Here is a 24,921-nt window from a genome sequence, read left to right as displayed (position 1 = left end):
TCAAATCTTCATGATGTAGTGAAGGGACAGCGACGGCTGGGTGACGTCGACCGTGAGGGTGTGATCGTGCGCCGGCACCGCATCGACAGTCGCGCTCGCGGCGTGCGTGTGCATCGGGTCGTTGAGGGTGACGCTGGTGATGACGCCGTTCGCGGATCCGCCGGCGTCGACATTGCGCGTCGTCGTGCTGACAGTGGCGAGGGTCGAAGCTTTCTCGACGGTGACGTTCGCGATCGGCGTGTGAGCGCCAGCGCTGCCTGTCGTCAGATCCTTCGACGTCGCGCCGAACTTGGTGCCAGCCGGCGCGTCGATCGTCGCGCCAACCGCAACGCGACCGCGCATATCGGGCGTGGTGATCTGGCCTTTGCCATCGCCGCGATCGACGATGCTGCCATCGCAGATCGCCCAGCCTTTGGGGACCGTGTCGACCGCGCCGAACCACTGCAGGATCGAGCCGGTCGGCACATGCTGCTCAAGCATAGCGCGAACGACCGCGACGGGCGGGACGCGCAGCGGATCCTCGCCAGCGAGGCCTTCCGTCTTGGTCGCCAGTTCGACGACGCCCTTCTTGGTCGTGGTCGCGGCCTGGTTGAGGAAATTCGTGCTGCCGAACGTCAGGCTGTTGATCGCCGTGGTTGGGAAGGCGAGATCGAGCGGCATAAAGAAGGTGCCGGCCAACGGCTTCTCGACGATCGGCGTCGACTGCCCGTAGGCGGCGAGCAGAGTGCCATCTGCGAGGATCAGGCCGAATCCCCGTACCGTGTAGGTAACCTCTTCCGCGTCCTGCATGACGATATGCACGGTGTTGTCGCCGGCCACGACGCCCGACACGGCGGTGACGAGGCGAAACTGGCCGGGTAGCGCGGTCAGCGTCGGCACCGCGATGAAGTCCGCAGCGGTCAGCCCGATCGCGGCGACCGTCAGGTCGATCGGATCGCCAAGCTGGGCGGCAGCGAAGCGCGTGATCCCCGCTTTCGTGAGGACGAGACGGAGCGCGGTCATAGGCTGGTGTCCAAATAGCTGCCGTCCGTGGCGTCGAGCAGCGGCTCGCCTTCCTCGGTCTGCAGATAGAAATCCCATTCGGGTGAGGTGTCAGCGATCAGGTCCATGTCCTGCCGCACTTCGATGAAGCCGCGTGCGACCCCCTGGACGCCGATAATGCCGTCCAAAGTCAGTGCGTGGACGAGCGTGAAGTGTTCGCGGAGCGGCTTTACGCGCGAGACCTCGCGAATGATCGCCTCGGCAAACGCGGCGGTTGAGCGGTTGCCACCAGGCGCGGTGCCGTTGTCCAGCACGAGGGGAAGAACAATTTCGAAGGTATGAGGCGCGCGCCGCGGTTCCGCCTCGTGCCACTCGACTAATTTGGCGAGCTTATCGAAGCGCGCCAACACCGTCTCAACCGAGAGGCGCGTGCCTTTAAGCCGATGGAACGCGAGCGAATTGCCGACAACCTCGCGCTTGTCCGCATCAGACCAGTTGCCGTCCCAGCTATCAACGGAGAGGCCCCACGCCAGCCAAGGCAACAGCTCTGCCGGGCACGTCTCTGCGACGTCGATTTGATCGACGGGCGTCGTAACGCTGCCGGCGCGGACGCCGGCCTCTAACGCGCGCTCGAGGCCCGTTGCATTGGGTGGGAGCAGGCTAGTCGTCATAGCCGCCATGAATGACCGTCGCGGAAGTGCAGAGAGCTGCTTCGGTTCGATCGCAAACGATGTCGGCCGCGGGGGATAGGATCTCCACGCGCTGCACGCCGGAGACCGTCATGGCGGCGTTCATGCCGGAAAGCGTGACGTTGCGGCCGAGTCGGCGTGAATCGGTCAGATACTTAGCGAGCCGTCCCTGTCCCGTTACGATCAGGAGCTCGGGATCCGGGCCGGCGAACGTCCAAATCCGCGCGTCGATGACGAAACGGCGCTGGGTTGCAGATGCGACCGTGACCAGGTCGCCGACCGGGCGAACGGCAGGATCGAGGACGATGTCGCGGACTGCCTGGAGAAGAGACTCCGGCGCTGTGCCGTCGCCCGAACGCGACAGGACCGTGACCAAAACTTCACCCGGCGCGGGCGAGATCGCACTCGCGTCCAGGACGTCGGTGCCGGCGTCCTTCGCGCGCTTTACATAGGCAAGCTCGGGACCCGCTGCGGTGAAGCCTTCCGGGCCGAGGACGATGCGCGCACGAAAGCTATCGTCGTCTTCGTAGACGATTGCCGCACCGGTGGTGGCGTTAGCGGGGGTGACAGCGAGACGGGCGACGCCGATCGCCGCGCCGATATGGTCGAGGGTTGCGCCGGTCGCATAGGCGACCAGGCGGCCAACAAGGCGTTCGTTAAAGTCTTGGCGAAGCAACAGTTCGTCGTAGGCGGCAATCTGCAGGACCTTCATCGCCGGATCACTGTCGACGGTCGCGTCGAAGTCGGGGAACAGCGCCATCATCCGCGCGACCTTGCGCGCTAGGATCGTCTCATAATCGAGCTGCTCGACGATCGTCGGCGGATCGAGCTTCGACAGGTCGACGATGGCGGTGGTGGCGGTCATGACGCCGGCCATGTCGTCGGCGCGGCGAGGGCATGGCTATGGCGCGCTCTTGTAGAAACACATTCTACAAGATTAGTCCGGTGTTACCTGCGCGAGAATGAGATCGAGGATCCGCTGTTGTTCGGCTTCCGTCAGGCCGAGCAGCACGCGTCGGGCATAGCGTACCTTCGGTTGACCAGGTGCCGGGGCGTCCGACAGGCCGGCCTGGTGAATGCTGGCGATGCGCGATGCGCGACCGCCGAAGCCGACCCAAACTTCGTCGCCGTTGCCGCCCGCCTTCAGGCTCTTTGCCATGCGCAATTTGCGGAACATCTTCTGCTGGCGAAGCTTGCCTTTCTTCCGGCCGCGATCGGGCTTGGGACGGCGCGGGGCGAACGCCGCGCCCTCGGGATCGCGCTGGGCAGCGATACGGTCCGACTGGCTCTTGCGGATCTCGCGGCCGATCGAGCGCATCAGCCGCGCGCGTTCCGGCGCGGCGGTACGGACCAGTAGATCGCGTACCAGCTGCTCGATCGGCGCGAAGTCGTTCATCGCGTGACGATCTCGACCATGCCGGTGCCGTCCTCGATCAGGCCGGCCCATAGGTTGGTGCCGTTCGGAACACCGGCAAAGGCGTCGTTCATAACCGGTTCGGGTAGATGCATGACCTTGAGGCCGTTCGGCTGTTGCTCGACGCGGACCAGCTCGGTCAGGTCGATCGAGATCGTGATGTCGCACGTCTCTGCGTCGAGCAGCTCCGATTCAAACGTGAAGGGCTTGCGGTCGCCCTTCTCGAATAGATCGGGTTGGTTCGCCGCTATCCAAGCGAGGATCGGCACCAAGAGGTTGTCCACACTGCCCGAGTAGTCTTGCACCCACACCGAAGCGGTGTAAGAATACTCGAACGAGAGCGAGCCTGCGCGCACCGCCACATCGCCCTTGTCGACGAAAATCTCCATCTTCTCGGGGCTGTTCCCAATTTCGGGAACAGATGCGAGTAAATGTGCGCGCAGGGTATCGAGCTTTTTCACGGTGCCGTTTTCGCGGCCGGGCAGCTGCCCGGCACGTTCCAGTTGACCAGGCGGTCGGCGCGATCGGCGTTGCCGGCGAAGGCACGCGCGAGGCGGATAATGCCGGCACGGATCTTGGTCGGGATCTGCGCGATCAGCGACGGATCCTCCGGCAGGCCCTCGGGGCGCGTAGCGCACGTAAGAAGCTCTGCCGGGGGCGTGTCCTTCACCTTCACTACGATCGGCGCTGAGATGACCGCTGGCGGGGCGTCAGCGTGCCGGGCGCAGGCCGGCAACGCCGTTAACAGCGCGAAACCAATCGCTATCGACAAGATTCGTCCGTTCAGCTTGTGCATCTGCCATCTCCATTCGTTGTGCGGCCGAGCTTGCTGCCTCGGCAGCAGCGCGCGCGGCGCGGGTGTCGTCGTTCTGTCGAGCGTCGTGATCGGCCATCGCCTGTGCGAGTGTGGCGGCGGTGAGCTGGTCGCTGTCGCTTTTGAATTTCACCAGGCCGGCGACCGTTTGTGCGCACCGGACACCGCGTGCGGTGTTACCCATTGCGGCGAAGTCCGCGCCGGATCCGGCGCAGATCAACTCGGCGCGGTGGCGCAGGTCGTCGCGGTCGGCGCTGACCTGGCGGTACTGGACGTACAGCCAGGCACCGACCGCGGCGACGGCGAGCAGGACGAGGAAGAAGGCCTCGGCCTTCACCTTGGCGAACAGGGTGCGGATCATCGGGGCAGCTCCTTCAGGCAGAGGTCGCGCTCGGCGCGCCGACGGCGGTCGAGGCCGCGCACGACCTGGCCACCCGCCTTGTTCCACATCAGGAAAGCATCGCAGGCACCACGCCAGTTGCTGGCGTTGAAGCGCCGCGCGACGGTTGATCCACAATACCCGCCGGTGCCGATGTTATAGGCGAGGCTGATTGCGGCTGAGAGCTGGTTGGGATGCGAGCGCAGGACTGGCGTGCAGGCCAAGACCGGTTCGGCATGGCGAATGAGAGCCGCTTCCTCGCGCAGCTCGCACCCCGCAACCGTCTCGACCATGCCGGGCTTCACGCCCAGCGTCTCGCCGCCGCAGATCGTCCACACCTTGACGATGTCCTGGTATGCAACGAGGCGCGGCGTGCCGCCCGACTCCCATCCGGACACGAACGGGGTCACGATCAGCGCTGCGGCTGCGCCGATTACCCCGATTAGCGTCTTGGGGGGGAGCTTCTTCGCGGGAGTAGGGGGCGGTCCGTAACCGGGCATTACTTGGGGTCCTTTCGCGGGATGAGCGCGAGCAGCCGCTCGCTAAGCTTGCCGGGCAGTTCGGCGAGGACGGCGCTGCAGCCGGCAATGAAACCGGGGGCGCCCTTGAAGGCGACCATGGCGACGAGAAAGCCGATCGCCTGCGACACGAACGGGTGCATGCCGAACATCGCGTTGGCGGCGTTCGTGACGAAATAGCTGACGACGATGCCGACCCAGACTTGCGCGATCCGCTGGCCCCAAGTGAGGCCGGTTTCGACAAGTAGGCTGACGACAGACCCGAGGCCGGCGGGGACCAGGCTGATGACGAACGCCAGCAGCCAGGTCCCGAAGTCGTGAAGTAGATCCTTCATACGGTCAGTCCCACAGGTTGAGGACATCGGTGCGGACGGCGGTAGCCGGCGCGGCGATGGCGGGGAGGTTGATTGGCTGACCCTTCGGCAGGATCGAGCCGAGGCCGGCGACGCCGGGGTTGGCGGCAAGCACGGCGGGCAGATCGGCCGGGCCGAGGTTGCGTTCGCGCCAGATCAGCGCGTCGAGCGTGTCGCCGTCGCGCGCACGAACGATGTCGAGCGACGAGGTCATATCAACTCGACCGTGGTGCGTGTGACGCCCAGCATATCGCGGATCGCGTGGATTGAATCGCGGCGCAGCTCGGTGACGCTCGGTTCGAGATCCTCAGCCTTGCGCTGCCCGGCGCTGGTCAGGTCCACGTCGCGATAGCGCTCGACGACTTCCGCCTTCGCGGCCGTGAAGACGGCGCGCTGGTAGAGCAGGACAAGCGTGTTTATGCCGTCGATCGTCGAGATAGACCCATCCGATAGCCGCACGTCGTCAAGCTTCCGAGTGCCCGCTGCGCGGTGGCTCAATGCCCAGGCGGCGAGATCGCGATAGACCGCGAGCATTGCCGCGATCAGCGCCTCGCGGGCGCGATCCGGCGTCACCGCGTCGCGGATCCGATGCTGCTTGCGGAATACCGCAGGATCGATGTCCGGAAAGAACCCGTCGTTGACGATCAGCGCCGGTGCGGGCGTATCCTCGTCTGGCAGGACGGTTGCGATCAGGCCGGTCACAGCGACACGCTGGCGACGACGTCGAGCGCCTTCCCCCCCAACAGCACACCGAGCGTTATCGCGCACCAGGCGAAGCGGCGCGGCTCAAGCTCGATTGGTCGATCGCCCTTACGTGCGATGATCATGAGCATGCCGCCAACCAGCGTGATCGCGACGGCTGCGACCAACGCGGCGACGCCTACGAAGGCGATCAGGGAGCTGACGAGGAAGTCGGCCATCGAACGGTCCTAGAAATTCACGGGGGTGGGGATCAGGTCGATCGACGGCCCTGCGACCCGGAGGCCTCCCGTCTCGCGTGATCCGTCCCCGAGCGCCGGGGGCGAGCTTGGTCAGCCGGCGGTATCGCCGGCCTGTGTTTCAATGCTGGCGTCGGCGTTCTTGATGGCTGCGGCCTTCGCTTTTTCGAGGCCGCGCAGCATCGTCTTCACGCCGACACGTTCGTTCTTGTCCTGTGCGCGGGTCAGCACGGCCACGGCGCGCTCGATCGTCGGCACGATGGCGTCGCCGGTCGCCTCGCCGGCCGCACGCACCAGCTCGGCACCGATCGCCTTGAACAGCTTGGCCTTGGGTTCGTCGTGCATGTCGATGCCGTCCGTCAGCATTTCGACGGCCTCCAGCACGTACAACGGGAATGCTTCGCTCCGTGCCTGTGCCCTCAAAGCAGCGTCCGCGATCTCTTCCAGGACCAGCGTCGCGGCATCGCGCACGAAGTGCTTCGGCATGGGGATCGAAAAGCGGAGGACGAAACTCGCCAGCATCAGGCCGCGCGTCCAGTCGCCAACGTCCAGGCACCAGACCATGATGCTCGGCAGGACATCGTCGGCGCCGGTGGGTTCCAGTTGCCGACCTTCGACACGACGGCCGGCGTCCAGCAGCCCATCACACCAGGCCAGATATTCCGGAAGCATCTGACGCTTGGCGGCGACCTTCAGCTCCTTGGATTTGATCTGCTTGAGGCGCTGGCGATCATGGCGGAAGCGCAGGGCAACGGTCGCGGCATTCCGGGCGGCCGGCGTGTTGCCGGTGGGAATGGGGAGTTGGTCCGCCGCGGCCGATGGTACGACCGCGGCGGTACGGGTGTGCCCGCCCCCGGATGCAGGAGCAGACGCCGCTTTCATGGCTAGGATTTGTTCCTGGCGTCGAGCGAAGCTCATGGCGTGTCCTGTGGGGGCGGGAACGGGGGGAAAGGGTTAGCCGCCAGCCGGCGCAGGCGCGGCCGGGGCTTTGCCCATGACGATGTTCTCGATCAGCACCGCCTTGCCCATGTCTTCGACGACATAGGCGTGGTTGACGCTCTCGTAGTTCTCGATCTGGTCGCGCTTGGCGTTGTCCTCGATCTTGCGACGCTCGGTGCCGATCTGTTCATAGACCGACAGGTTGGCGAGCGTGGTGATCAGGATGGCGCTCTTGGGGAACTTCGGCACGCGGACCGCGGTCAAACCGCCGATCTTCTTGTCGGAAAGCAGGACGTCACGCGCCAGCTGCTCGGTTGCCTTGTCGCCCGATGCGTTGACGATCGAGAAATACTTGTCGTTGACGAGCGCGCGGCCGACGATCGCGACCAGGTCTGTATCCTCGCGGTAGTTCTCGTGCAGCAGTTCGATGCCGGCGAACACCATTGCGTCGATGTTGACGTAATCGACCTCGACACCGACTTCACCGGCCCCGACGTAGATCGCGCCTGGTACGGTCACGACGCCGTTCACTCGGGTTTCTGCCTTCAGGTCACCGCCGGCCGCGTGGCGCTCGGGGGCGTCTTCGCGGATGTGCTGGAGCCAGCCCTTGTTGACGTCCTGAAGGAGCGGATAGGCGACCGGGTCGGTATCCTTGGCTACCTTCACGCCGTTGAAGCCGATCGTGATGATGTCGACGGCCTTGGCGCTGATGATCGCATCGCGCAGCAGGGTCTGGAAATTCGGCTGATGCGCCCAGGCGTCGAGCGTCTCGTATCGCACCAGCGTGTCGAAGTCGGTCTTCTCGCAACGGTAGCGCGTTTCGTCGAGATCGCCGGGGTAACGAGGCTCGCGGTCCTTCACGCGGGTGTCGGTGCGGCTCGCGATCGTTCCCTTCACGCCAACGCCGACCTTGTCACCTTCCTGCGCAACCACCGGGATGATGTTGATCTTCGACAGGAAGTCGCTGGACGTCTTCAGCTTGGCACGCAGCGTCTGGGCCACCGACGGCAGCACCTCGAACGAACGACTGGGGTCGGCGACGTTGTTCAGCTTGCCGATCTGCTGGGTGTAGGCGTCATACTTGTTGCGGGTTACGTTGAGCATCGGGGCGGTTCCTGTGAAGGCTTGGCGGTCTGGGCGGGTGGCTGGAGATCAGCAGTCGGTGACGGCGTCGTCCCCGCCGCCCGACGCGGGCGCGCGCGAAAAGCCCGACTGCTCGGTGTTCGCGAGCTGGGTCTTGAGCGTGGCGAAATCGCGCTGGTGGGCGGTCTGCGTCTCCGTGATCGGCTTGAGCGCGGCGGTCACGACGCCGGTGACGATCGATTTGATATCGGCAGCGAACGATGCCGGATCGAAGTTGTCGTTGGCTGGCTTGGGCTTCGGTTCGTCCTTCGGCTTGTCGGGCTCGACCGGCTTGAACTTGGCGGTGACCGCGGCGAACAGGCGATCGACGATGCTTTCAACCTTCTCGTCCTCGGCCTTCTTGGCCTCGAACTCGATCGTGACCGCGTCGGTGGAGAAGGCGAACACGCTGCCCGGCGCGCGGTTCGAGAATTGCAAACGCTGGGTGCCGATCGACGCCGGGGTGTCGGTGAAGGCCAAGCCGATGATGCCGAACTTGCCGCTCCCCGCGTAGCTGGGCGTTAGCTCGACCGAGGGGAAAGGCTTCTGGTCGGCCTTCGCGAGCGAAACGAGCTGGTCGTTGCCATCGACGACGCCGTACATTGCACGGCGCTTCTCGACCTTGCCGGCGATCGTGAAGTCGTCGGTCTTGGCCTCCACCTCGACGACGTCGCCATAGCCGTTGAACGGTGGCTCGGGGCTGTAGCCCGAGACGTGCTCGATGTTGATGCGCGGACTGTAGGTGGCGGGCGCGAAGGTCGCGACGCACTCGTCGATCATCTCGGCCGTGACCTTGCGGCCATCGCTGATGGTTTCACCTTCGACGAAGATGCGAAACGGCTTGCTCTTGGTGCCCATGGCGGCTGGTCCTCGGTTCGGTCGGTTGCGGCGCGCCAAGCGCCCGTTAGCGAGGTCGAACAGGGACCGAATACGGTGCCTTCCTCAAGCGCGCGCTCTTGTAGAATTACTTTCTACAAGAGCCGTGGGGGGCGGGGGGCGTGCCGGCGTGGCTAGGCTGGCGGTGCCATGTCGATCCTTGCCGACCCACTGACCCTGCCCGTCGAAGAACGGATCCGCGCGGCGCGCAGCCTGTACTGGCGTGGGTGGAGCCTGGCGCAGATCAGCTCCGAACTGGACGTAAAATACGACACGGTGAAGAGCTGGGCGCGCCGGCATAACTGGGACGATGCGCCGTCGATCCGCAAGCTGGAGGACTGCCTTGAGACGCGCCTGATGGTGCTGATCTGCAAGGATAAGAAGACCGGGGACAATTATACCGAGTTGGACGCGCTACGCCGCCAGGTCGAGAGTTTGGCCAAGGTCCGCCGCTATGAAGCACCAGGCGGTCATTCCGGCGATCTGAACGACCGGGTCGCGAACCGCAACGCGGGCGAAAAGAAGAAGGCGAAGAAGAACCACTTCACTGCCGACCAGGCTGCCGAGTTGAAGGCGATCTTCCTCGACCAGTTGTACGGGTATCAAGAAGCGTGGTTCGAGGCGCTGTCGTTCCGAACGCGCATGATACTGAAGTCGCGACAGATCGGCGCGACCTACTATTTCGCGTTCGAGGCGCTGATCGACGCGATCGAAACCGGTCGCAACCAGATATTCTTATCGGCGTCGAAGGCGCAGGCGCACCAGTTCCGCAGCTACATCGTCAGCTTTGCCAAACTGGTCGGCGTCAGTCTTGCTGGTGATCCGATGAATATCACATCGGATCTACGCCCGGCAGAGGAGGCCGCGGCCGAGCTACACTTCCTTGGTACGAACTTCCGCACTGCGCAGGGCCGTCACGGCAACTTCTACTTCGACGAATTCTTTTGGGTTCATAGTTTCGAGGAGTTGAACAAGGTCGCGTCGGGTATGGCGACGCACAAGAAGTGGCGTAAAACCTACTTCTCGACGCCGTCGACGATCGCGCATGCGGCCTATCCCTACTGGACCGGTGAGCGGCGCAATCGGCGACGCGCCAAAGCCGAGCGCGTTGAGATCGATGTCAGCCACGACGCGCTAAAGGACGGCGCGCAGGGGCCGGATCGTATCTGGCGGCATATCGTCACGATCACCGATGCCGAGGCGGCGGGTTGCGACCTGTTCGACATCGACGAGCTGCGCGACGAATATGCGCCAGACGAGTTTGCCAACCTGTTCGACTGCGACTTCGTCGACGACAGCCTGTCCGCGTTCCGGTTTAACGACCTGATCAAGTGCGGCTGCGACTCCATGGAGGACTGGACCGACTTCAATCCGGAGGCCGCACGCCCGTACGGCGAGCGCCCTGTTTGGGCTGGCTACGATCCGCAAAACAGCGAGAACGGCGATAATGCGTCGCTGTCGATCATGGCACCGCCGCTCGTCCAGGGCGGCGCTTTCCGCCTGCTCGAACGCCACCCACTGCGCGGTCTCGACTTCGAACAGCAGGCCACCTTCGTGAAGGGTATGCTGTCGCGGTACAATTGCACGTTTCTTGGCATCGACGCGTCGGGCGTCGGCGCCGGCGTCTATCAGCTGCTCGCCAAGCCCGATGCCGGGATCAAGGGCGTCACCAAGATCGAATATTCGCTCGAGGTGAAGGCGATGATGATCATGAAGGCGCAGAATGTGATCTCGCGCGGGCGCATGGCGTTCGATGCGAGCTGGCTCGATGTCGTTTCATCCTTCGTCTCGATCAAGAAAACGCTGACCACCAGCGGCCGGAACGTCACGTTCAAGGCCGGCCGGGGCGGCGACGACGGCCACGCGGATCTCGCCTGGTCGATCATGCACGTCCTCAACAACGAACCGCTCGACGGCCGCGAAGCGCCCAAGTCGACTATGGAGATCCTATAATGGGCAAGGCACGCCGCATGGGCCGTCACGAGGCCGGCCGAGCCGGCGCGATCGTCACGACGCCGGAGAAGTCGACGTCGGTGGCAGCATTTTCGTTTGGGGATCCCGAGCCGGTCAACAGCCGGCGCGAGATCCTCGATATGCTGGAGTGCCCGCATAACGGGCGGTGGTTCGAACCGCCGATCAGCGTCGACGGCCTGGCCCGATCGTTTCGCGCGAGCCCGCATCACAGTTCGGCGATCCTGCTAAAGCGCAACCTACTAGTGCGGTCGTTCATGCCGACGCCGTGGCTGTCTCGCGGCGCGTTCGAAAAGCTTGTGTTCGATTATCTGGTGTTCGGGTTCGGGTTCGTCGAGCAGCGCCGCAGCGTCCTTGGTGGATTGATGCGCCTCGATCACTCCCTGGCTAAATTCACACGCCGCGGGATCGAAGAGGGCCGTTATTTTTTCGTGGAAAACCTAGCGTCCGAGTTCGAGTTTCGGCCCGGCAGCGTGATTCAGGTCATGCAGCCTGACATCAACCAGGAGATTTACGGTGTGCCAGAGTATATCTCGGCGCTGCAATCCGCCTTGCTCAATGAAGCCGCCACCCTGTTTCGCCGCAAATACTATCTGAACGGTAGTCACGCGGGTTTCATTTTACATGCGACCGGCGAGTTCTCTGATGGCGACGTCAATGCGATCCGCGATGCGCTGAAGCGGTCAAAGGGGCCGGGTAATTTCCGCAACCTCTTCGTCCACCAACCTGGCGGCAAGGATGGCGGGATCAAGATCCTGCCGATCGCCCAGGTCGGCGCGAACGACGAGTTCATGGGGATCAAGAACGCGACGCGCGACGACGTACTGGCAGCGCACCGCACGCCACCGGTGCTGCTGGGCATCGTGCCGGCGCAAGGTTCGACGCTCGGCAAGCCCAGCGAGGCGGTTGATATGTTTTTCGAGCTGGAGATCGAACCGATTCAGGCGCGCCTGTTGGACATCAACGAGGCGGTGGGCGTCGAAGCGGTCGCGTTCGCGCCGCGGAAGGCGCCGGCACCAGCCAGCTAAGCTTTCACGTCCGGCATAGCCGGACGGGGGATGTCGGGGTGGAGCCCGGCAAACCGACGAGGATCACGCTCGCCACGACCATTGGCCAATCGGCCGTCCCGCACCCGCGCGATCTGCGTGGGCGGGATCTCTACAAGGCGAGGAAATCCTACATGTACACCCTTAACTCCGTGCGGCCCGTATCACCGGCAGCCGGCTACATCGGCGGCAAACGCAATCTGGCATCGCGCCTGGTCGCGATAATCGAGCGCGTCGACCATGACGGCTATGCCGAGCCCTTCGTTGGGATGGGCGGCGTCTTCCTTCGCCGCCGATCGCGGCCGAAGGTCGAGGTCATCAACGACGTGTCGGGCGACGTCGCGACGTTCTTCCGCGTGCTGCAACGGCACTACCCTTACATGATCGACATGCTGCGGTTCCGCATCGCCAGCCGGGCAGAGTTCGAACGGCTGAAGGCGCAGCGCCCCGAGACGTTGACCGATCTCGAACGCGCAGCGCGGTTCCTGTACCTGCAAAAGCTGGCGTTCGGCGGGAAGGTTGCGGGACGTGGGTTCGGCGTCGACAAGAGCCAGGGTGCCCGGTTCAACGTCACAAAGCTGGAGCCGCTGCTGGCTGACATTCACGAGCGCCTTGCCGGCGTGACGATCGAGCAGCTGGGCTATGGTGAGTTCATCCGGCGGTACGATCGCGCCGGCATGCTGTTCTATCTCGATCCGCCCTATTGGGGTTGCGAAAAGGACTATGGCCAGGACGTGTTCGGCCGCGCGGACTTCGACCAGCTCGCGGCGCAGCTCGCTGGCATCAAGGGCAAGTTCCTGCTGTCAATCAACGATACGCCTGGCGTGCGCGCGACGTTCACCGCGTTCCACATGATCGAGGCTGATACGACGTACACGGTCGGCGCTGGGGCGGCCGTGAAAGCAGCCGAGCTTATTATCTCGAACTTCGACCCACGATGACGGCCGGGGCGGCGTCGAGCCGCCCCGTATGCGAGCGGAGGCGCTGGACTGTGTTGTCTGCGCCTATGCCGCCCGCACACTAGTAACGGCTAACCTCGACAGGAGGGAGAAGAACTGGCAAGCGTCGCGGCGGTAGCGCCCGCCGTGAAGCCGATTATTCGATCGGCGTGGATTGCTAGGCGAGCGTCTTAATTACCTTGTCTGCGCCATCTAGCAGGTCCGTCACCTGCTCAACGGTCGGCTCCTTAGCCTTGTTATGGTCGCATAGATTCCGGTAGTCGCCCAGCAGCGTAATCTGCCGCCATTGGGGTACATCTATAACGCTAGCATTCTTCAAGGCATCATTGAGGTCTGCAATGCCGGGATTTTTCTTTGCGACTTTGACGGTGTGATTGTCGCAAACCTGCCGAAGGTGCTTTTCGAGGACAACTCCAGCAATTGCTCCAGCGCCGCGCAAAAACTTGTTCTTGAGCAACTCACGCGCGGCTTCAATTTCAGAATCAAATAGATCAGCTTGGACCAGTTGACGAATCTCAAAGAGAGAACTCGTAAACCGCGCCTTCGCGGACGCTAAGATAGCACGTTGCTGCTGAAATTGCGGAATACCGGCGCTCTGATCTACAACCACTTCAGATCCGCCGCCGCGTGTTACGCGAAGCCCCTGCAGATAATCCTGCATTTTATAGTTCTCAAATGAAATATCTTTTCGAGTTCGAGGCTTCTGATAATGGCTGACGAAATCGTCTAGGCGATCCGGAATTAACTGTCTCACCACCACGAGTGACTCGGAATACCAAGACTGATAGCCGGTGTTAAACTCCGGTAGTTCCTTGACATATTTATCAATGGTTTCGTCTGCGTTTTCTTCTTTTTGAAACGCTGGGCGAACCCGCTCGCGAAACTTTTCCTTCCCCAAATAAGTGAGGATCATCGACTCTTCGAGTTGGAAAGCCCGCAAGATTAGGCCCTCCAAATCTTCAGAGAACTTGCTGATGTTGAGTGCCACTGCGGAGCCTCCAGACTTAGCGGATAGCCGAGATGGCACGCCCGATATGAAGAAGGAAAGGATTTCCTCGCTCAGCCTCCATTGCCATATCGAAGAACGTCAAGCGTTCGGTCGCCGTGCGATCGCCGGAGCGCGCTACGACCTCAAACCCGTTGTCGAATAGCTGGATAGCTAGTTCATAGCCGCCCGGTGCGGCGCGCTGCGCAACCTCGATTGCTTCGCGAAACCAGCCAATCGGCACGGACTGCGCGTCCGGCCCCGAATAGTCATTATCCATAAAATCGCCTCCCGAGCCGATTATGGCGAGAGAGGCGCCGCTAGGTAAGCGGAAAACTGCCGGACGGGCAGGGGAGTGAATCCGCCCGCCCGGCTACCCGCCCTGCGAGGCGACTGGCTTGCGGCCAGCTGGGGATCACTCCCGACCCGAAGAGCGAACACCGCGTGACGGTGTTTGGTGAGCCGCGAGGGCCGTGGCGGGATAGCTTTGCCGAGGCGAAGTGGGGCGCGATCCAGCAGCACCTGCGAGCTGGGACGGCGAGGCGCGCGAGCATTTCCTCGCCGTGCCGGTCGCGATCGAGAAACGCCGCGTCCTGCCGGCGACGGGTAGCCGGCCGGCGCGGTATCAGGAATAATCGTCTGGTTTGTCGCTAGCACCTTGAGGCTCGTTAGCCACAAGTAAGAATATGGAACGGTAGATGTCGTGCATAACGAGCCCGTTCAGGATTAGAACGACCAGACATACCCCCGTGGTGGTTGACTGAACCAATTCGTCCTTAGGATACTCACCGTTCACTATGAGTGACAGGAGCGAAACCGCGAACGCCCAAAAGATTGTCCAGGCGTTCGTGTTTAACTGTGCCCTCGCACGCCCAGCGGCCCCCGCCGCTTCGGCGCGGTCCGGGGCAAGAGCTACCATGCGCGTTATCGACAAATGGATATTCGCGACTGATGCGAACGTGATCGTCAGCATCACAATGAGGACAGACACCATGTCCGGCCCCATGAAAGCCTGTAGAAACCGGTTCTTCGCGAAAACGGCAGGCCTACTGATGCTCAGCGCACCGACAATTGCGATGGATGCGAAGAGGATACCAATACGCCAAATATTTGCGCGGTTGCCCTTCATTTCTTAAAAAGCCAGTCCCTAACTCTTTGAATTAACGGCGCGTTGTCCGGAGTCGGCATTTCATCCGCCGGCACCTCCCGTGTAACACGGGCGTGAGCGGATGAGTAGAGCACTCGCCCTCCCCGGTCCCTCACATCCGCATCGCCTCCGCCAGCCATAGCGATGCGAGCGCTTGCGTTCATATGCTCGGTGTTCGGTTTCATCTTTCCAGGTTCGGCTTTGTACACGTGCTGTTGAATATCAGGATTTGCCTCCTGTTTTACTGCCTTGATCAAATTATAGATTTCATCATCGGCGCTAAGGGCGTTGGGCGGGATGAACGTAAAGGTAATCTTCGCAATTTCGGATACCTTCTCGTCGATGACCGTCCAGTATTCGCGCTCATCATGCAGATACTCCACATAAACCTGCCAGTCAGATACATCTGTCTTATCAGACAGATACGAAAAGTACGACTCCAGCAACGATCGTGTGGACCCAACCTTATGGTTGTACTGCGCCCAAACTAACTGATCCTTGGCAAGGGAGATAAAAACAAACGCGCCTTCGTAATTTTCTGCATTATACGGGCGAAGAGCATGATCGTGCAGAGAGACAGGCTTGCCCCGCTTGAAGATCCCAGCGACGTAATCGCCATCGATTTCGATTGGAGAAAAGTCGAACGCCTTCCCAGTTTTACTGTGCAGAAACGAGTGACTTTTAGAGAATGCCGCTTCTAGAAACGCACGGCGTGATCTGTAGCTTTCCTCATGCTTGATAGCTTCCAGCAGCGGCCCGACCTCATCACGTGCAAGTGAAACCCGTAACTGTTCGAAAAATGGCATATGATCCCCCTCTGGGGAGGCTATGCGGGCCGCACGTCATCGTCAAAGCCCCTCCGCGATTCAGTCGAGATTGGATCAACCTAGCCAGATCGCGATAAGGGCGTTGCTTACCCCATCCACTTTGTTTCGGCATCCTCCAGCGCTTCCCAGTCATCGCCACTGGCGCGGTTCGCCTGCAGCCACTTCCGTGCCGCGTCGACGTCACCGGATCTCGGGAACGCGCGGTCGATCGCCGCGGCATTGGCGAGTTGCCCGACGAAGCCACCGGCATCGCGCTGGGTTAGCAGCCAGGCGCCAAACGACACGGCCGGTGCGTCATGTTGTTCGTGGTCACCAATCATCGGTATCCTCCATCGATCTCGTAGCGTGTTCCGACATGGCGCATGTCGTCGGTCTAACCTCGTAACCTTCGCTCGAACTGCTTCCAGTGCCGTTCGTCCCGACCGTATAGTGGGAAGGATGGCGGCAGCGGCGTAGGCACGATCCTGTTCGGCCGGCCGCCGCATCTCGAACAGCGTAGGTATCGCGGCAGGTTCTCGACCGCGCTGTTTACCCGCTTGAGGAAACACCAGCGGGCGAGAACGTCTCGATGTACGACGCCTTTGCGTCCGCAATGACCACAGACAGCGCCGACATTCGCTTCATGTTTGGCAAAGTCGCCCAGCGTCCTGAAACGCGCGTTGCCCACAGATCACCAAGGCAAGGGAATCTGTGTCGCTTCGGCGTTCATCGGCTGAAATAGACCGCTATAAACATGCTGCGCGACTTCGAGTTGAGCAGCCGCCCGCAGGCTTTCCCCTGGCGCGGCAAGACCGATCAGCGCCCAGGCCGGGGCGTCCTCGATTAACGAGGCGATCCGTTCTGCCGTGATCATGCCAGCCATCAGAGGTAGTCGGTTGAGTAGGTTGCGTACGGCGACAGGCCACGACGGGCGAACTCCGCCTCGATCGGCGCGAGTAGCGTCTCCGGCCCATCCTCCATCGCTTGGAAGTAGATCGTCTGCATCTCGCATGGGCGGATGTCGGGCAGGATCTCAGCGATCAGGTTGTGCGTCTGGCTGAAGGGCTGTGCGCCGTGGCGCATCGACTCGGGTGCGTGTTCCATGCCGATGCTATAGCGGAACAGATAGGGAACGCCAAGCGGGGGGCCGGGTTGGCCGGCGCAACAAAATTACGCAAAAGAAAATTACAAAATCGACGAGGCCGGCCCCGCCACCCCCTGAACCTGCGACCCCGAGAAACACGCTTTTCCCCCCGCCTCGCCCGCGGTCTTTTCGTGTCGTAAAAGGTGCAGATTCGAAACGATAGATTTTGCGTGGAACTGCTAGCCGGAAGGGCTCAATCACATGCAGAAATTTGGGTGCAGTACGGTGCACCAATCGCTCTCTCGGTGGGTTGGTGCCGGCGGGGCCTAAACTTCGTGCAAGCGGCGTCGACGCAGCGCCGGACTGGTGCTGCGTACAACGGTACGCCCTGTTACGTTCGCTCAGGTTTTACGTTCTTGATGAAAGCGTCGACGCGAATAATTAGTTTTTCGAGATCGTCCACCTCCGGCATACCGCCGGTAAATTCGTCTGAGTTTGAATGGCCTTCTAGAAAGCGAGATGTCTCATCCTGCAACGACACGATCTCGTCGGCTATATCATTCGACCAATTAATTCTGGATAGCGCTCCTAGCCGTATCTGTTCGTCCCAGCGTTGCACTGCTCCTTTTAAAAAGTCGAGTTCAACGATTACTTCAATGGTACGGCGAAGCGCGCCAGCACCGGCTTTTATAAAATCAGCCCGCTCGTTTCCGCTCGAGGACTTAGCAGAAGCCAGGCAAGCTTTAGCTTTGGTGGTTTTTCTATAAGATTTGCTATTAGCCGGTGTTTCTTCGATTGCTACGCATCCTGGGATGCCTTCGAGGCATTGAACCCAGTGACCCATGGTCTCACAGTCGATCTGATCCGCCATATCAGACAACATGGTGAGGAACACTAAGTCATGCGTGAAGACGATCACCTGTCTAACCAGAGCTTCTTGCGCCAACCGCTTTGCAATTGCTCGTTTCCGCATGTGATCTAGGGAGGTCACTGGATCATCGAGAACAATTGCAGCACTCGAGGGATTCAAATTAACTTCGGTTAGAAAGTCGGCAAGTGATAACGCCCTCTGTTCGCCCTCACTGAAAATATCTTCTGGCTTGCGGCCACCCTTGGCCTTCAAATTGCGGAGGGTCTTGCCGGAGCTACCTCGTGCTTTGAATTCAACAGGGAGGGAGCATAGTAGAAGCTCGCACTCATTAGCCAAGCGATCTTTATAGTTTCCCTCGATAAGTTTCTCGAACAAAATCTTCTGCCGATCCGTGATGAACCGGGGGCTTGGTTTGGCACGCTGCGCGCCATCAATCCAAGCGAGATCTGAAATATACTGCGCAACATCGTCGATATTTTTGCTTAGAACCTGACGCTGTCGAAGCGTGATATGTTCAGCTTTAAGCTGATTTAGAAGATCTTGAAATTTGCCGTCTTGCAACGCCGACAACTGCGTCGCAATCTTACTGGTTGCCTCTGTCAGGCTATTCAACGGAAGCGTCAGATCGGCTGAGGGCAGCTGGTCAGGGTCACCCTTTTCTAGGGCTAGGATGATTGAGGCGCGGCGGCTTGCTAGAGTTGCCGCTAACGTGTCCATTTCGGCGACGAGGCCCGGATCGACCTTCGCAAGATCGGCGCGTGCCCGACTTTCGACGGGCAGCAGGCTGCACTCAAGCTGGCGGAGTAGTCCGACGTATTGTTCGATTTGTCCATCGGCCCGGACCGCCGCGGCACGTGCATCATGATCCAAATAGCCCCACATCCTACTTATGAGGGCGGCCGAAGGCTCATCGAGTGGGCGGTGGCAGAGTAGACATGGATCGCCTTCGCTGGGGTACGTTTCTCTTTCAGATTTGCCCAATGTTCGGCTCGCCAAAACGAAATTGTCCCAGTCCGAGGAGCCGGTGCGGCTTAGGGCAGGATGAGATACAGTTTCAGCACCCGCCTTAACCGCATCGAGGAGGGCGGTCTTCTGTCGCGCCATCAGGGATCGGGCCGTATTGCAACTCGGTTCGCCTAGCTTGCCCGCGAAGGAAGCTACTTTCGTCTGTAAATTTGCGATATCCGTCATGGCTGCCGTAAGTCCGCGGATCATTTCAGTCGGTGATTTTGCAAGGAGGTCGTGCTCCTGTCGACCAACCTCATCGAGCCTTAGCTGCTCGTCATCGCCAAATATCGCGAGTGTTCGAAGATCTGAAACATCCGACTTGTGCGTTAGGCTCGCGATTTTCTCGGCAACGATGCCTGGATCTGCAAAAAGCTGGCCAAATTTGTTCGGTCGGGTTTTCGCATCCGCGTCAGCAATCAGCTTACCGCTTATCAAGCCGAGAACGCGAATTGCCTCGTCGAAAACATCGAACCCAGCCGGCTGAAAGCCAAGCGCGTTTTCTTTAGTCAGATGGACTTGAGCAACTGACGAATCGAAGACGCTAACCCGCTTAAGGTCATCGTGTTCATCGCCGTCTGTGAATTCAATTGGAACGTCTAACGAGTCTCCTCGGTGAATGACGAATTGTGCCGTAGCTGCCGCCTCACAGGCTTGTTCGTCGTAAATATTATGGAATATACGCGAGGAAGATCGGCTGAAGCATGCGCATGAGAGAACTCTAGCGAATCCACTTTTCCCGGCGCCGTTGTGCCCGTATATAATGGTAAGCTTTGGACCGAAAGTGATGTGAGCATCTTCGGGTATTGCGTTGACGTTCTTAAGGGACCGCATTGCCGTAAGTATTAGCGGCGATCCCACTGTTAGCGTGCGACCGGATACTGTTTTTGGAACCTCCGGCAGCTCGCTCGTTCCATCGTCAAGTTTCTTTTCGCGCAAATACAGCCGGTAAGCCTCGTTGACTTTTTCGTCGCTAAGAACCCCGTCCCTGACCGCGTGCGAGATGATGTAAAATTGCCAGTTGCAGAGCGTCGCTCCCCAAGTGTCGAGTTCGTCCCAAATCGTTTTTACCGCGGGTTGGTCGACCGGCGGCTGCGTTATCTCGCCTATTTGATCTGCGATCTCGTTCATTTGAATGTCCCCTTAGGAACAAATCGTAGCGGGATAAGTGTCGTCGTCAATTTACCTTGGTTGCCTAGATTAGCAGCGGCGGAGCCGAGCCATGCTGAGCTACCCACGTTAGGGCCAATCCGTAGGTCTACGAGGCTGCTGCGCCCGGCAGCGAGCACAACTACCGTTACGAAGTGGCACCGAATTTGCGCATCCTCCCCAGGATGCACGGGACGGCGCAAGCCGGCACGATCGCCAGCGGTCGCTGGATGTTGAGCCCGTTGGGTTCGGGGCCTCGGGGGCTTGGTGGCGCTTCAAACTGCGCACGCCATAGGCGTTCCTTTTATATTTAGATCTTACAGGGCTTCTGTCTGACCGCTCAACGGATTTGCACTATCAACAGAAAGGCGGACCTTAGCGAGCAGGGCGCGCAGCTCGGGATTCTGGACTTCGGCAATCACGTCGTCGACCGTCGCGGTATCGATCTTCTTCTGCCGCGCGAGCTTCTCCGCGACGGCGCGCACGAACTCACTCGGCCGACGCAGCATGCGCCTCACGCACTCACGGACGGTCGGGGGCTGGAGGAGGATGTATGCGTTCGGGATCTGCTCGGTTTGCTGCTCGTCGGGCAGGGCGTCCTCAATAGGCTGGCAACGCCGGATCCAGTCGAGGAAGCCGCACTTCTTCAGACGATCGAGTGCGTCGCCCACGGCGCTGCGTGACCGATGTATCTTGTCGGCAATCTGTTGGTAGCTGAGATCGAGACGCCCCGTCTTCCGCCCGCGCATCCTGAGCATGAGCCGCAAGATTTCCAGCCCGATCGCGCCCAGTGCGCCATTGCGTTTGCCGGGTAGCTTCGTCTCGTGGTCGAATTCCTCCGCGGCGCGCATGCGTGCGTTATGCTCCGTGGCGGAAAACATATTGTGCGCTCGCCATAGCGCGACTTCCGCGCCGCCCGCATTCTGACTGTTGCGCCGTACTGGTTGACCGGAGCGTGCGCGGTCTCGGATGCCAGTGGTTACTTCGCTAAACGAGCGGGCGATATTGCTCGCGCCGGAGGATACGTGGCGGAGCGTGGCGGCGGGCAGTGAATTCGACATCGTGTCGGCTCCCGAAGGAAGTCGATGGCAGGCAATCGGCCGGCGCTGGAGCCGGGATTGCGGGGCTCGATGTCGATGGTGTCGCCTCCGGTGCGTTTCCGGTGCAGTCCGCTTTCGATCGCGGATTTCTGCGGGCTACATGGTGCGCGGCTCTAGAATTTCCCAAGCAAGAACGTTAGAAGTCCGGGCTAACGGCTTCGTTCGTAATGCGGGGGTCACAGGTTCGAGTCCTGTAAGCGGCACCAACCTTCTTTAAGTTACTTAACGTTGGTCAGCAGCATGTTTCCTACGGGAGGCGGTCTAGCTAGGCTATTCGTTTGGGTCCTACGTGGGGCGCTTTGGGTAGGAAGTCGTGGCTATGCTTCGCTTGATCTGTGCCTCTGCCTTGGCTGGACTGTTGGCTGTGGCCCCCGCATCGTCTCAAACGGTGTTCGTACCCGATCAGCAGCTTCTCGTGGGCAAGTACCACTTCGAAGAAGAGGGCATCGCGGTCGACGTCAGCCTGAATGCGGACAGCACCGCCGTTTACAGCGTCGGGGGCAGTGTGGGCATCCGCGCGGAGGGCACCTGGGATGTGTGCGGCGACAGAATCCACATTTTTAACAAGCCTGGGCCGGTCAAGCTGGAGCTGGCCGGGGCGCCTACGCGTGACCTAAGTGTCGCCTTGCGAGTCGTTGCGCAGTTACCGAACGGTTCGCCCGCTGAAGGCCTTGCGGTGACGTGGCCCAACGCCGCCGGGCTGTTCTACATGAGCCGCGGCGAGAACGCGACGAGGCTGGAAGAGGGGCCGGTCATTGGGGAGGTGAGCGTCGAGCGAGAAGCCGACAGCAAGGGGCTTGCTTCGTTCGTCATGAAAGCTGGTGGACCGAACAGCTATCGGTTCATCTATCACCCGAGTGACGTTGAGCCGTTCGACTTCCAGGCGAGGGCCTTGGACGCAAAGGCGGATGTGCTAGAGGTCGAACTCGGAAGCGCGTCTGCGAAGTTGCAACGGGTTCGGGACTGACACCTGTAAGTGCCGCCACCTCGCCATGGCCTTTCCACGGGGTAACGGCGGCGGCTGAGGCTACAGGTCATTCGGATGCGTTGCCGTGAAGCGCCTTGGGTAGGGGGAAGTGGGCCTGACCCCTACTAGCCTCTATGTTTTCGCCTGTTCACATACCCGCCCTACTGCTAGCCTAACGCATTAACCAGCGGGACCGATATGAGCATTAAGCCTGAGAACCTTCGCTTTTCCGTGAGCCAGGTAACACAGGGGCCTCATCGGTTTTACTCCCTCACAATACCGTCGGACGTTTTGGCCCGCACGTGTTACGCGACGACACGAGAAGAGGATGCCCTACAAGGGTTCCAGCGCGTTCTCGACCGAAAGCGGGCTCAAGATATCGCGAGCTACATTGATACGGGTCTGGGTATGATCCCAAATGCGATAATCCTTTCTGCTCAACCCGAAGCTGAAATTCATATTCTCGAGCGCGGAAAGACAATACAATTTGCCGAGATGCCTAAAAGCTTCCTAATAATCGACGGGCAGCACCGCGTGTATGGCTTCGCTTTAGCGCAGTCTGAGCTCCGCGTCCCTGTCATCATATTCAACGGCCTTTCAAAGGCTGAAGAGTCACGCCTTTTCATCGACATAAATACTAAGCAGCGGCCCGTACCTAACGAGTTATTGCTGGATATCAAAAAATTAGCAGATTATGAGGATGATCAAGAGAAACTCCTCGGCAGCCTGTTTGATTTATTTCATGAGTCGCAAGATAGTCCATTGCTAGGGCTCATGAGCCCGAGTGCAAAGAAAAAAGGCTCCATTTCCCGCGTTACATTCAACAATGGCGTTAGGCCGCTCCTGAATATCGTATCGTCGCTGCCGACCACAGAAGTATATAAAATACTGGCGAGTTTTATTCGCTCGGCTATCACGGCATTTCAAATACACGACAAGCCAATATCCATTGTCGACCCTACGACATTTCGCGGGCTAATGATTACTTTTCCCTCGATTACGCAGCGCGTGCAAGAGCGATTTGGCAAGGATTACACCGAAGAAAATTTCTTCGAGATCGTTTCTCCTATGGTGGAGCGTTTGAATCACGCGAGGCTATCCAAGGCCGGAAATAGCCCCAAGATGTTTTCTAACATATTAGAGGATGCACTTAAGCCTAAGTTCTCGCTTTAGATGTCGGCATTTCTGAGTTCCGCGCAGCGGTTTTGGATACCTGGTATTACGGGTGTTAAGTCCGACCCTCGGATGACTATTACGTCATGGCTAGAAGAGTCGAAGTTTTACGTAAAAGAAGTCCGTTCTTCGGGAAGTTTCACAATTCAGTTCAGCGATACTCAGCTCGGTACTAAGCTTTTTGCCGTTACTGCTGATCGTACGGCGGCCAGCTGCTGTGAGTCCATTGCTAGTATTTCTGAAATACAACGATCCCCGAGGTCTGTGGCATGGCTACTAATCAAGCTATATTATGCCGCGTTCTTCGCTGCTCACGCTCATATGCGCACATGTGGACATAGTTGCGCTAACCTAGATGCTATAGACGCCGCTAAGGTTTATGAAACGGCCAAACTATATGGCATGAACGGTAGTATTGGGAAGATACTTGGCGGATTGTACCAAATTAGCTGGAACAGCCTGAACAACGAAATGAACTTCGAGTCTATGTCAGCAGGTGGCTCCCATGAGGCGCTATGGTTTAGTTACATCACGTTTTTGCAGGGATTGGAGGTGCAATCAAAAGCGGTAATTGTAGTCGATGTAGAACGAGAGATGTTCCTGAGCAGGTTACGGGACATCAGAAAGATACTTAGTCTTCATGGTTCGAATGGAGGCAATTGGCTTTCACGGTTCCGGAACGTTCTTCAGTATCGGCAGGGGTACGGTGCGTGGCATCCTTATTCTCTATCGAAGTCAATAAGTAGCAAGTTATCAGATAAAGTTATTTCTCAATTTATTTCGAACCCCGACACTATTAGTCTGCCGGTCGTTGCAAAGTCCAATGATGAACAAGTAAGGTCGTTTTTGGCTTGCACAGTATTCTTGAGTTCGTTTGCCCGATCTTCGTCGTTGGAAATCGCTCGGCGATCGACAGTAGGCAAATCAGTATCAAAGCAAGGCTGTGCGAACTATCTGAGGCGCGCGAAGCTAGATTGATGTCACCTCGTGCCTAGCAGCGACTAGATGTCCGTTGTCTAAAGCAGCCCAGAGTGTGATTGCCAAATAACTTCCGTAGGGCGTTCCTCGTTCATGTGGAAACGCGTTGCCGTCGTTCATGTGGTGTCGCTCGATCAATCGCATCGCTTTGGCTAAGCTTCCGTCACCAAGCGGAAATACGTCAGGCTGCGCAAAGTCGAAGATGGCCAGCACTGCCGCTGACCAGTCGCCAAGACCCCAGACGTTTGAAACTTCTTTTTGGAGATCGGCCCAGCACAGCCGACGCCAACTTTCTAACCTTTCATGCTCATTTTCGGCCAGATCCCTGATAGCTGCGATCGTGCGAGCCTTCCTGCCGCTCAATCCGCTGGCCTTCAGTTCATCATAGCCCAATTGGTAGAGATGCTCGACGCCAGCACCCGCCGCGGCAGCCGTCATTCGGCCTAGGATCGTCTTTGCGGCTGATCTGGAGAGCATTTGACCTGCGACTATGTTGACGAGGGCGGCCGCCACGGAGCGCCTTTGCGAGCCTGGAATAGGCAACTCGCCCGTAGCCGAAATCAGGGGTGCCATGATCGGAATTTGCACCCTCAGATGATGATAGGCGGCCTGTCGTTGTGCTTCGATCACTTGACTCTCATCCTTCGTAACCGGACA

Annotated in this window: 31 protein-coding genes; 6 read left to right on the top strand and 25 right to left on the bottom strand. The window is 59.8% G+C overall.

Going from position 1 to position 24,921, the window contains the following annotated elements; translation table 11 throughout:
- The 15 genes from AC59GX_RS09125 to AC59GX_RS09055 all read right to left on the bottom strand — a co-directional run bounded on the left by AC59GX_RS09125 (position 1) and on the right by AC59GX_RS09055 (position 9,005).
- A complete protein-coding gene (locus tag AC59GX_RS09125) occupies positions 1 to 1,002 on the bottom strand; it encodes a tail fiber protein (RefSeq protein ID WP_497301541.1) in 1,002 nt (333 codons plus the stop codon).
- Positions 999 to 1,652, bottom strand: a complete 654-nt coding sequence (locus tag AC59GX_RS09120; RefSeq protein WP_497301539.1) for a phage tail protein I — start codon at positions 1,650 to 1,652, stop codon at positions 999 to 1,001. Before AC59GX_RS09120 ends, AC59GX_RS09125 begins: the two co-directional genes overlap by 4 nt.
- On the bottom strand, positions 1,642 to 2,535 hold the full coding sequence (locus tag AC59GX_RS09115; RefSeq protein ID WP_497301538.1) for a baseplate assembly protein: 894 nt from the start codon (positions 2,533 to 2,535) through the stop codon (positions 1,642 to 1,644). Before AC59GX_RS09115 ends, AC59GX_RS09120 begins: the two co-directional genes overlap by 11 nt.
- A gap of 72 nt (positions 2,536 to 2,607) precedes the next feature.
- Positions 2,608 to 3,066 (bottom strand): phage virion morphogenesis protein, encoded by a 459-nt coding sequence (locus AC59GX_RS09110; protein ID WP_497301537.1) that lies wholly within the window; start codon positions 3,064 to 3,066, stop codon positions 2,608 to 2,610.
- Positions 3,063 to 3,545, bottom strand: coding sequence for a phage tail protein (locus tag AC59GX_RS09105; protein WP_497301536.1), 483 nt, complete (start codon positions 3,543 to 3,545; stop codon positions 3,063 to 3,065). Before AC59GX_RS09105 ends, AC59GX_RS09110 begins: the two co-directional genes overlap by 4 nt.
- Positions 3,542 to 3,754, bottom strand: coding sequence for a hypothetical protein (locus AC59GX_RS09100; RefSeq protein ID WP_497301535.1), 213 nt, complete (start codon positions 3,752 to 3,754; stop codon positions 3,542 to 3,544). Before AC59GX_RS09100 ends, AC59GX_RS09105 begins: the two co-directional genes overlap by 4 nt.
- A 40-nt stretch (positions 3,755 to 3,794) precedes the next feature.
- Positions 3,795 to 4,259 (bottom strand): hypothetical protein, encoded by a 465-nt coding sequence (locus tag AC59GX_RS09095; RefSeq protein ID WP_107955468.1) that lies wholly within the window; start codon positions 4,257 to 4,259, stop codon positions 3,795 to 3,797.
- Positions 4,256 to 4,777 (bottom strand): lysozyme, encoded by a 522-nt coding sequence (locus tag AC59GX_RS09090; RefSeq protein WP_497301533.1) that lies wholly within the window; start codon positions 4,775 to 4,777, stop codon positions 4,256 to 4,258. The genes AC59GX_RS09095 and AC59GX_RS09090 overlap by 4 nt, the downstream gene beginning before the upstream one ends.
- Positions 4,777 to 5,130 (bottom strand): hypothetical protein, encoded by a 354-nt coding sequence (locus AC59GX_RS09085; protein ID WP_056063737.1) that lies wholly within the window; start codon positions 5,128 to 5,130, stop codon positions 4,777 to 4,779. Before AC59GX_RS09085 ends, AC59GX_RS09090 begins: the two co-directional genes overlap by 1 nt.
- 4 nt (positions 5,131 to 5,134) lie before the next feature.
- The gene (locus AC59GX_RS09080) at positions 5,135 to 5,362 is read right to left on the bottom strand and encodes a tail protein X (protein ID WP_056063734.1); all 228 of its coding nucleotides are present in this window, start codon (positions 5,360 to 5,362) and stop codon (positions 5,135 to 5,137) included.
- Positions 5,359 to 5,850: a head completion/stabilization protein gene (locus AC59GX_RS09075; RefSeq protein WP_353468569.1), complete on the bottom strand. Its 492-nt coding sequence runs from the start codon at positions 5,848 to 5,850 to the stop codon at positions 5,359 to 5,361. The genes AC59GX_RS09080 and AC59GX_RS09075 overlap by 4 nt, the downstream gene beginning before the upstream one ends.
- Complete coding sequence (locus tag AC59GX_RS09070; protein WP_497301531.1) at positions 5,847 to 6,068, bottom strand: hypothetical protein; 222 nt, start codon at positions 6,066 to 6,068, stop codon at positions 5,847 to 5,849. Before AC59GX_RS09070 ends, AC59GX_RS09075 begins: the two co-directional genes overlap by 4 nt.
- Positions 6,069 to 6,179: 111 nt before the next feature.
- Positions 6,180 to 7,004 carry a phage terminase small subunit gene (gene gpM, locus AC59GX_RS09065; RefSeq protein ID WP_497301529.1) on the bottom strand — a complete coding sequence of 275 codons (825 nt, stop codon included), beginning with the start codon at positions 7,002 to 7,004 and terminating at the stop codon, positions 6,180 to 6,182.
- Between the two features lie 36 nt (positions 7,005 to 7,040).
- Positions 7,041 to 8,129, bottom strand: coding sequence for a phage major capsid protein, P2 family (locus tag AC59GX_RS09060; protein ID WP_497301527.1), 1,089 nt, complete (start codon positions 8,127 to 8,129; stop codon positions 7,041 to 7,043).
- Positions 8,130 to 8,177: 48 nt separating this feature from the next.
- Positions 8,178 to 9,005, bottom strand: a complete 828-nt coding sequence (locus tag AC59GX_RS09055; protein WP_497301526.1) for a GPO family capsid scaffolding protein — start codon at positions 9,003 to 9,005, stop codon at positions 8,178 to 8,180.
- Positions 9,006 to 9,173: 168 nt separating this feature from the next.
- Here AC59GX_RS09055 and AC59GX_RS09050 point away from each other — a divergent pair, with 168 nt between their 5' ends.
- From AC59GX_RS09050 to AC59GX_RS09040, 3 genes are all read left to right on the top strand, one after another.
- Positions 9,174 to 10,976 carry a terminase large subunit domain-containing protein gene (locus AC59GX_RS09050; RefSeq protein ID WP_497301525.1) on the top strand — a complete coding sequence of 601 codons (1,803 nt, stop codon included), beginning with the start codon at positions 9,174 to 9,176 and terminating at the stop codon, positions 10,974 to 10,976.
- A 140-nt stretch (positions 10,977 to 11,116) separates the two neighbouring features.
- Positions 11,117 to 12,022, top strand: a complete 906-nt coding sequence (locus tag AC59GX_RS09045) for a phage portal protein (protein WP_497301724.1) — start codon at positions 11,117 to 11,119, stop codon at positions 12,020 to 12,022.
- Positions 12,023 to 12,174: 152 nt separating this feature from the next.
- Positions 12,175 to 12,981 carry a DNA adenine methylase gene (locus tag AC59GX_RS09040; RefSeq protein ID WP_497301523.1) on the top strand — a complete coding sequence of 269 codons (807 nt, stop codon included), beginning with the start codon at positions 12,175 to 12,177 and terminating at the stop codon, positions 12,979 to 12,981.
- Between the two features lie 175 nt (positions 12,982 to 13,156).
- On the opposite strand, the gene AC59GX_RS09035 is transcribed toward AC59GX_RS09040, so the two are convergent.
- Positions 13,157 to 13,987, bottom strand: coding sequence for a hypothetical protein (locus AC59GX_RS09035; RefSeq protein ID WP_497301522.1), 831 nt, complete (start codon positions 13,985 to 13,987; stop codon positions 13,157 to 13,159).
- A gap of 16 nt (positions 13,988 to 14,003) precedes the next feature.
- Positions 14,004 to 14,264, bottom strand: a complete 261-nt coding sequence (locus tag AC59GX_RS09030; protein WP_497301520.1) for a hypothetical protein — start codon at positions 14,262 to 14,264, stop codon at positions 14,004 to 14,006.
- A 220-nt stretch (positions 14,265 to 14,484) separates the two neighbouring features.
- On the opposite strand from AC59GX_RS09030, the gene AC59GX_RS09025 reads away from it, so the two are divergent.
- Positions 14,485 to 14,619, top strand: a complete 135-nt coding sequence (locus tag AC59GX_RS09025; protein WP_497301519.1) for a hypothetical protein — start codon at positions 14,485 to 14,487, stop codon at positions 14,617 to 14,619.
- Here AC59GX_RS09025 and AC59GX_RS09020 read toward each other — a convergent pair.
- The 7 genes from AC59GX_RS09020 to AC59GX_RS08990 form a co-directional block, all read right to left on the bottom strand.
- Positions 14,610 to 15,113, bottom strand: a complete 504-nt coding sequence (locus AC59GX_RS09020; protein WP_107955479.1) for a hypothetical protein — start codon at positions 15,111 to 15,113, stop codon at positions 14,610 to 14,612. The two genes, AC59GX_RS09025 and AC59GX_RS09020, sit on opposite strands and share 10 nt — an antisense overlap.
- Positions 15,110 to 15,937 carry a hypothetical protein gene (locus AC59GX_RS09015; protein WP_107955480.1) on the bottom strand — a complete coding sequence of 276 codons (828 nt, stop codon included), beginning with the start codon at positions 15,935 to 15,937 and terminating at the stop codon, positions 15,110 to 15,112. Before AC59GX_RS09015 ends, AC59GX_RS09020 begins: the two co-directional genes overlap by 4 nt.
- 107 nt (positions 15,938 to 16,044) lie before the next feature.
- The gene (locus AC59GX_RS09010; RefSeq protein ID WP_497301517.1) at positions 16,045 to 16,278 is read right to left on the bottom strand and encodes a YozE family protein; all 234 of its coding nucleotides are present in this window, start codon (positions 16,276 to 16,278) and stop codon (positions 16,045 to 16,047) included.
- Positions 16,279 to 16,628: 350 nt separating this feature from the next.
- On the bottom strand, positions 16,629 to 16,820 hold the full coding sequence (locus AC59GX_RS09005) for a DUF6771 family protein (protein ID WP_497301515.1): 192 nt from the start codon (positions 16,818 to 16,820) through the stop codon (positions 16,629 to 16,631).
- A complete protein-coding gene (locus AC59GX_RS09000; RefSeq protein ID WP_107955482.1) occupies positions 16,820 to 17,041 on the bottom strand; it encodes a hypothetical protein in 222 nt (73 codons plus the stop codon). The genes AC59GX_RS09005 and AC59GX_RS09000 overlap by 1 nt, the downstream gene beginning before the upstream one ends.
- Before the next feature lie 371 nt (positions 17,042 to 17,412).
- Complete coding sequence (locus AC59GX_RS08995; protein WP_497301514.1) at positions 17,413 to 20,028, bottom strand: AAA family ATPase; 2,616 nt, start codon at positions 20,026 to 20,028, stop codon at positions 17,413 to 17,415.
- A 335-nt stretch (positions 20,029 to 20,363) separates the two neighbouring features.
- Entirely contained in the window at positions 20,364 to 21,107 is a 744-nt protein-coding gene (locus tag AC59GX_RS08990; protein ID WP_497301512.1) for a hypothetical protein, read from the bottom strand.
- 358 nt (positions 21,108 to 21,465) lie between these two features.
- On the opposite strand from AC59GX_RS08990, the gene AC59GX_RS08985 reads away from it, so the two are divergent.
- Both AC59GX_RS08985 and AC59GX_RS08980 read left to right on the top strand, forming a co-directional pair.
- The gene (locus AC59GX_RS08985) at positions 21,466 to 22,113 is read left to right on the top strand and encodes a hypothetical protein (RefSeq protein ID WP_497301511.1); all 648 of its coding nucleotides are present in this window, start codon (positions 21,466 to 21,468) and stop codon (positions 22,111 to 22,113) included.
- A 198-nt stretch (positions 22,114 to 22,311) separates the two neighbouring features.
- Positions 22,312 to 23,286 carry a DGQHR domain-containing protein gene (locus AC59GX_RS08980; protein WP_497301509.1) on the top strand — a complete coding sequence of 325 codons (975 nt, stop codon included), beginning with the start codon at positions 22,312 to 22,314 and terminating at the stop codon, positions 23,284 to 23,286.
- A gap of 969 nt (positions 23,287 to 24,255) precedes the next feature.
- Here the strand turns inward: AC59GX_RS08980 and AC59GX_RS08975 are convergent.
- Complete coding sequence (locus AC59GX_RS08975; RefSeq protein WP_497301508.1) at positions 24,256 to 24,894, bottom strand: DNA-3-methyladenine glycosylase family protein; 639 nt, start codon at positions 24,892 to 24,894, stop codon at positions 24,256 to 24,258.
- Positions 24,895 to 24,921 lie beyond the last annotated feature (27 nt).

It is taken from the genome of Sphingomonas sp. 320_CC (genome assembly GCF_059691795.1).
Note: the sequence above shows the minus strand (reverse complement) of the source record. Positions and strands in the feature narration are given on the sequence as shown.

Bases quoted from the DNA above. Each gene is read 5' to 3' on its own strand.
- AC59GX_RS09125 (WP_497301541.1), bottom strand. From the start codon at position 1,002: ATGACCGCGCTCCGTCTCGTCCTCACGAAAGCGGGGATCACGCGCTTC.
- AC59GX_RS09120 (WP_497301539.1), bottom strand. From the start codon at position 1,652: ATGACGACTAGCCTGCTCCCACCCAATGCAACGGGCCTCGAGCGCGCG.
- AC59GX_RS09115 (WP_497301538.1), bottom strand. From the start codon at position 2,535: ATGACCGCCACCACCGCCATCGTCGACCTGTCGAAGCTCGATCCGCCG.
- AC59GX_RS09110 (WP_497301537.1), bottom strand. From the start codon at position 3,066: ATGAACGACTTCGCGCCGATCGAGCAGCTGGTACGCGATCTACTGGTC.
- AC59GX_RS09095 (WP_107955468.1), bottom strand. From the start codon at position 4,259: ATGATCCGCACCCTGTTCGCCAAGGTGAAGGCCGAGGCCTTCTTCCTC.
- AC59GX_RS09090 (WP_497301533.1), bottom strand. From the start codon at position 4,777: ATGCCCGGTTACGGACCGCCCCCTACTCCCGCGAAGAAGCTCCCCCCC.
- AC59GX_RS09085 (WP_056063737.1), bottom strand. From the start codon at position 5,130: ATGAAGGATCTACTTCACGACTTCGGGACCTGGCTGCTGGCGTTCGTC.
- AC59GX_RS09080 (WP_056063734.1), bottom strand. From the start codon at position 5,362: ATGACCTCGTCGCTCGACATCGTTCGTGCGCGCGACGGCGACACGCTC.
- AC59GX_RS09070 (WP_497301531.1), bottom strand. From the start codon at position 6,068: ATGGCCGACTTCCTCGTCAGCTCCCTGATCGCCTTCGTAGGCGTCGCC.
- gpM (WP_497301529.1), bottom strand. From the start codon at position 7,004: ATGAGCTTCGCTCGACGCCAGGAACAAATCCTAGCCATGAAAGCGGCG.
- AC59GX_RS09060 (WP_497301527.1), bottom strand. From the start codon at position 8,129: ATGCTCAACGTAACCCGCAACAAGTATGACGCCTACACCCAGCAGATC.
- AC59GX_RS09055 (WP_497301526.1), bottom strand. From the start codon at position 9,005: ATGGGCACCAAGAGCAAGCCGTTTCGCATCTTCGTCGAAGGTGAAACC.
- AC59GX_RS09050 (WP_497301525.1), top strand. From the start codon at position 9,174: ATGTCGATCCTTGCCGACCCACTGACCCTGCCCGTCGAAGAACGGATC.
- AC59GX_RS09045 (WP_497301724.1), top strand. From the start codon at position 11,117: ATGCTGGAGTGCCCGCATAACGGGCGGTGGTTCGAACCGCCGATCAGC.
- AC59GX_RS09040 (WP_497301523.1), top strand. From the start codon at position 12,175: ATGTACACCCTTAACTCCGTGCGGCCCGTATCACCGGCAGCCGGCTAC.
- AC59GX_RS09030 (WP_497301520.1), bottom strand. From the start codon at position 14,264: ATGGATAATGACTATTCGGGGCCGGACGCGCAGTCCGTGCCGATTGGC.
- AC59GX_RS09020 (WP_107955479.1), bottom strand. From the start codon at position 15,113: ATGAAGGGCAACCGCGCAAATATTTGGCGTATTGGTATCCTCTTCGCA.
- AC59GX_RS09015 (WP_107955480.1), bottom strand. From the start codon at position 15,937: ATGCCATTTTTCGAACAGTTACGGGTTTCACTTGCACGTGATGAGGTC.
- AC59GX_RS09010 (WP_497301517.1), bottom strand. From the start codon at position 16,278: ATGATTGGTGACCACGAACAACATGACGCACCGGCCGTGTCGTTTGGC.
- AC59GX_RS09005 (WP_497301515.1), bottom strand. From the start codon at position 16,820: ATGGCTGGCATGATCACGGCAGAACGGATCGCCTCGTTAATCGAGGAC.
- AC59GX_RS09000 (WP_107955482.1), bottom strand. From the start codon at position 17,041: ATGGAACACGCACCCGAGTCGATGCGCCACGGCGCACAGCCCTTCAGC.
- AC59GX_RS08995 (WP_497301514.1), bottom strand. From the start codon at position 20,028: ATGAACGAGATCGCAGATCAAATAGGCGAGATAACGCAGCCGCCGGTC.
- AC59GX_RS08990 (WP_497301512.1), bottom strand. From the start codon at position 21,107: ATGTCGAATTCACTGCCCGCCGCCACGCTCCGCCACGTATCCTCCGGC.
- AC59GX_RS08985 (WP_497301511.1), top strand. From the start codon at position 21,466: ATGCTTCGCTTGATCTGTGCCTCTGCCTTGGCTGGACTGTTGGCTGTG.
- AC59GX_RS08980 (WP_497301509.1), top strand. From the start codon at position 22,312: ATGAGCATTAAGCCTGAGAACCTTCGCTTTTCCGTGAGCCAGGTAACA.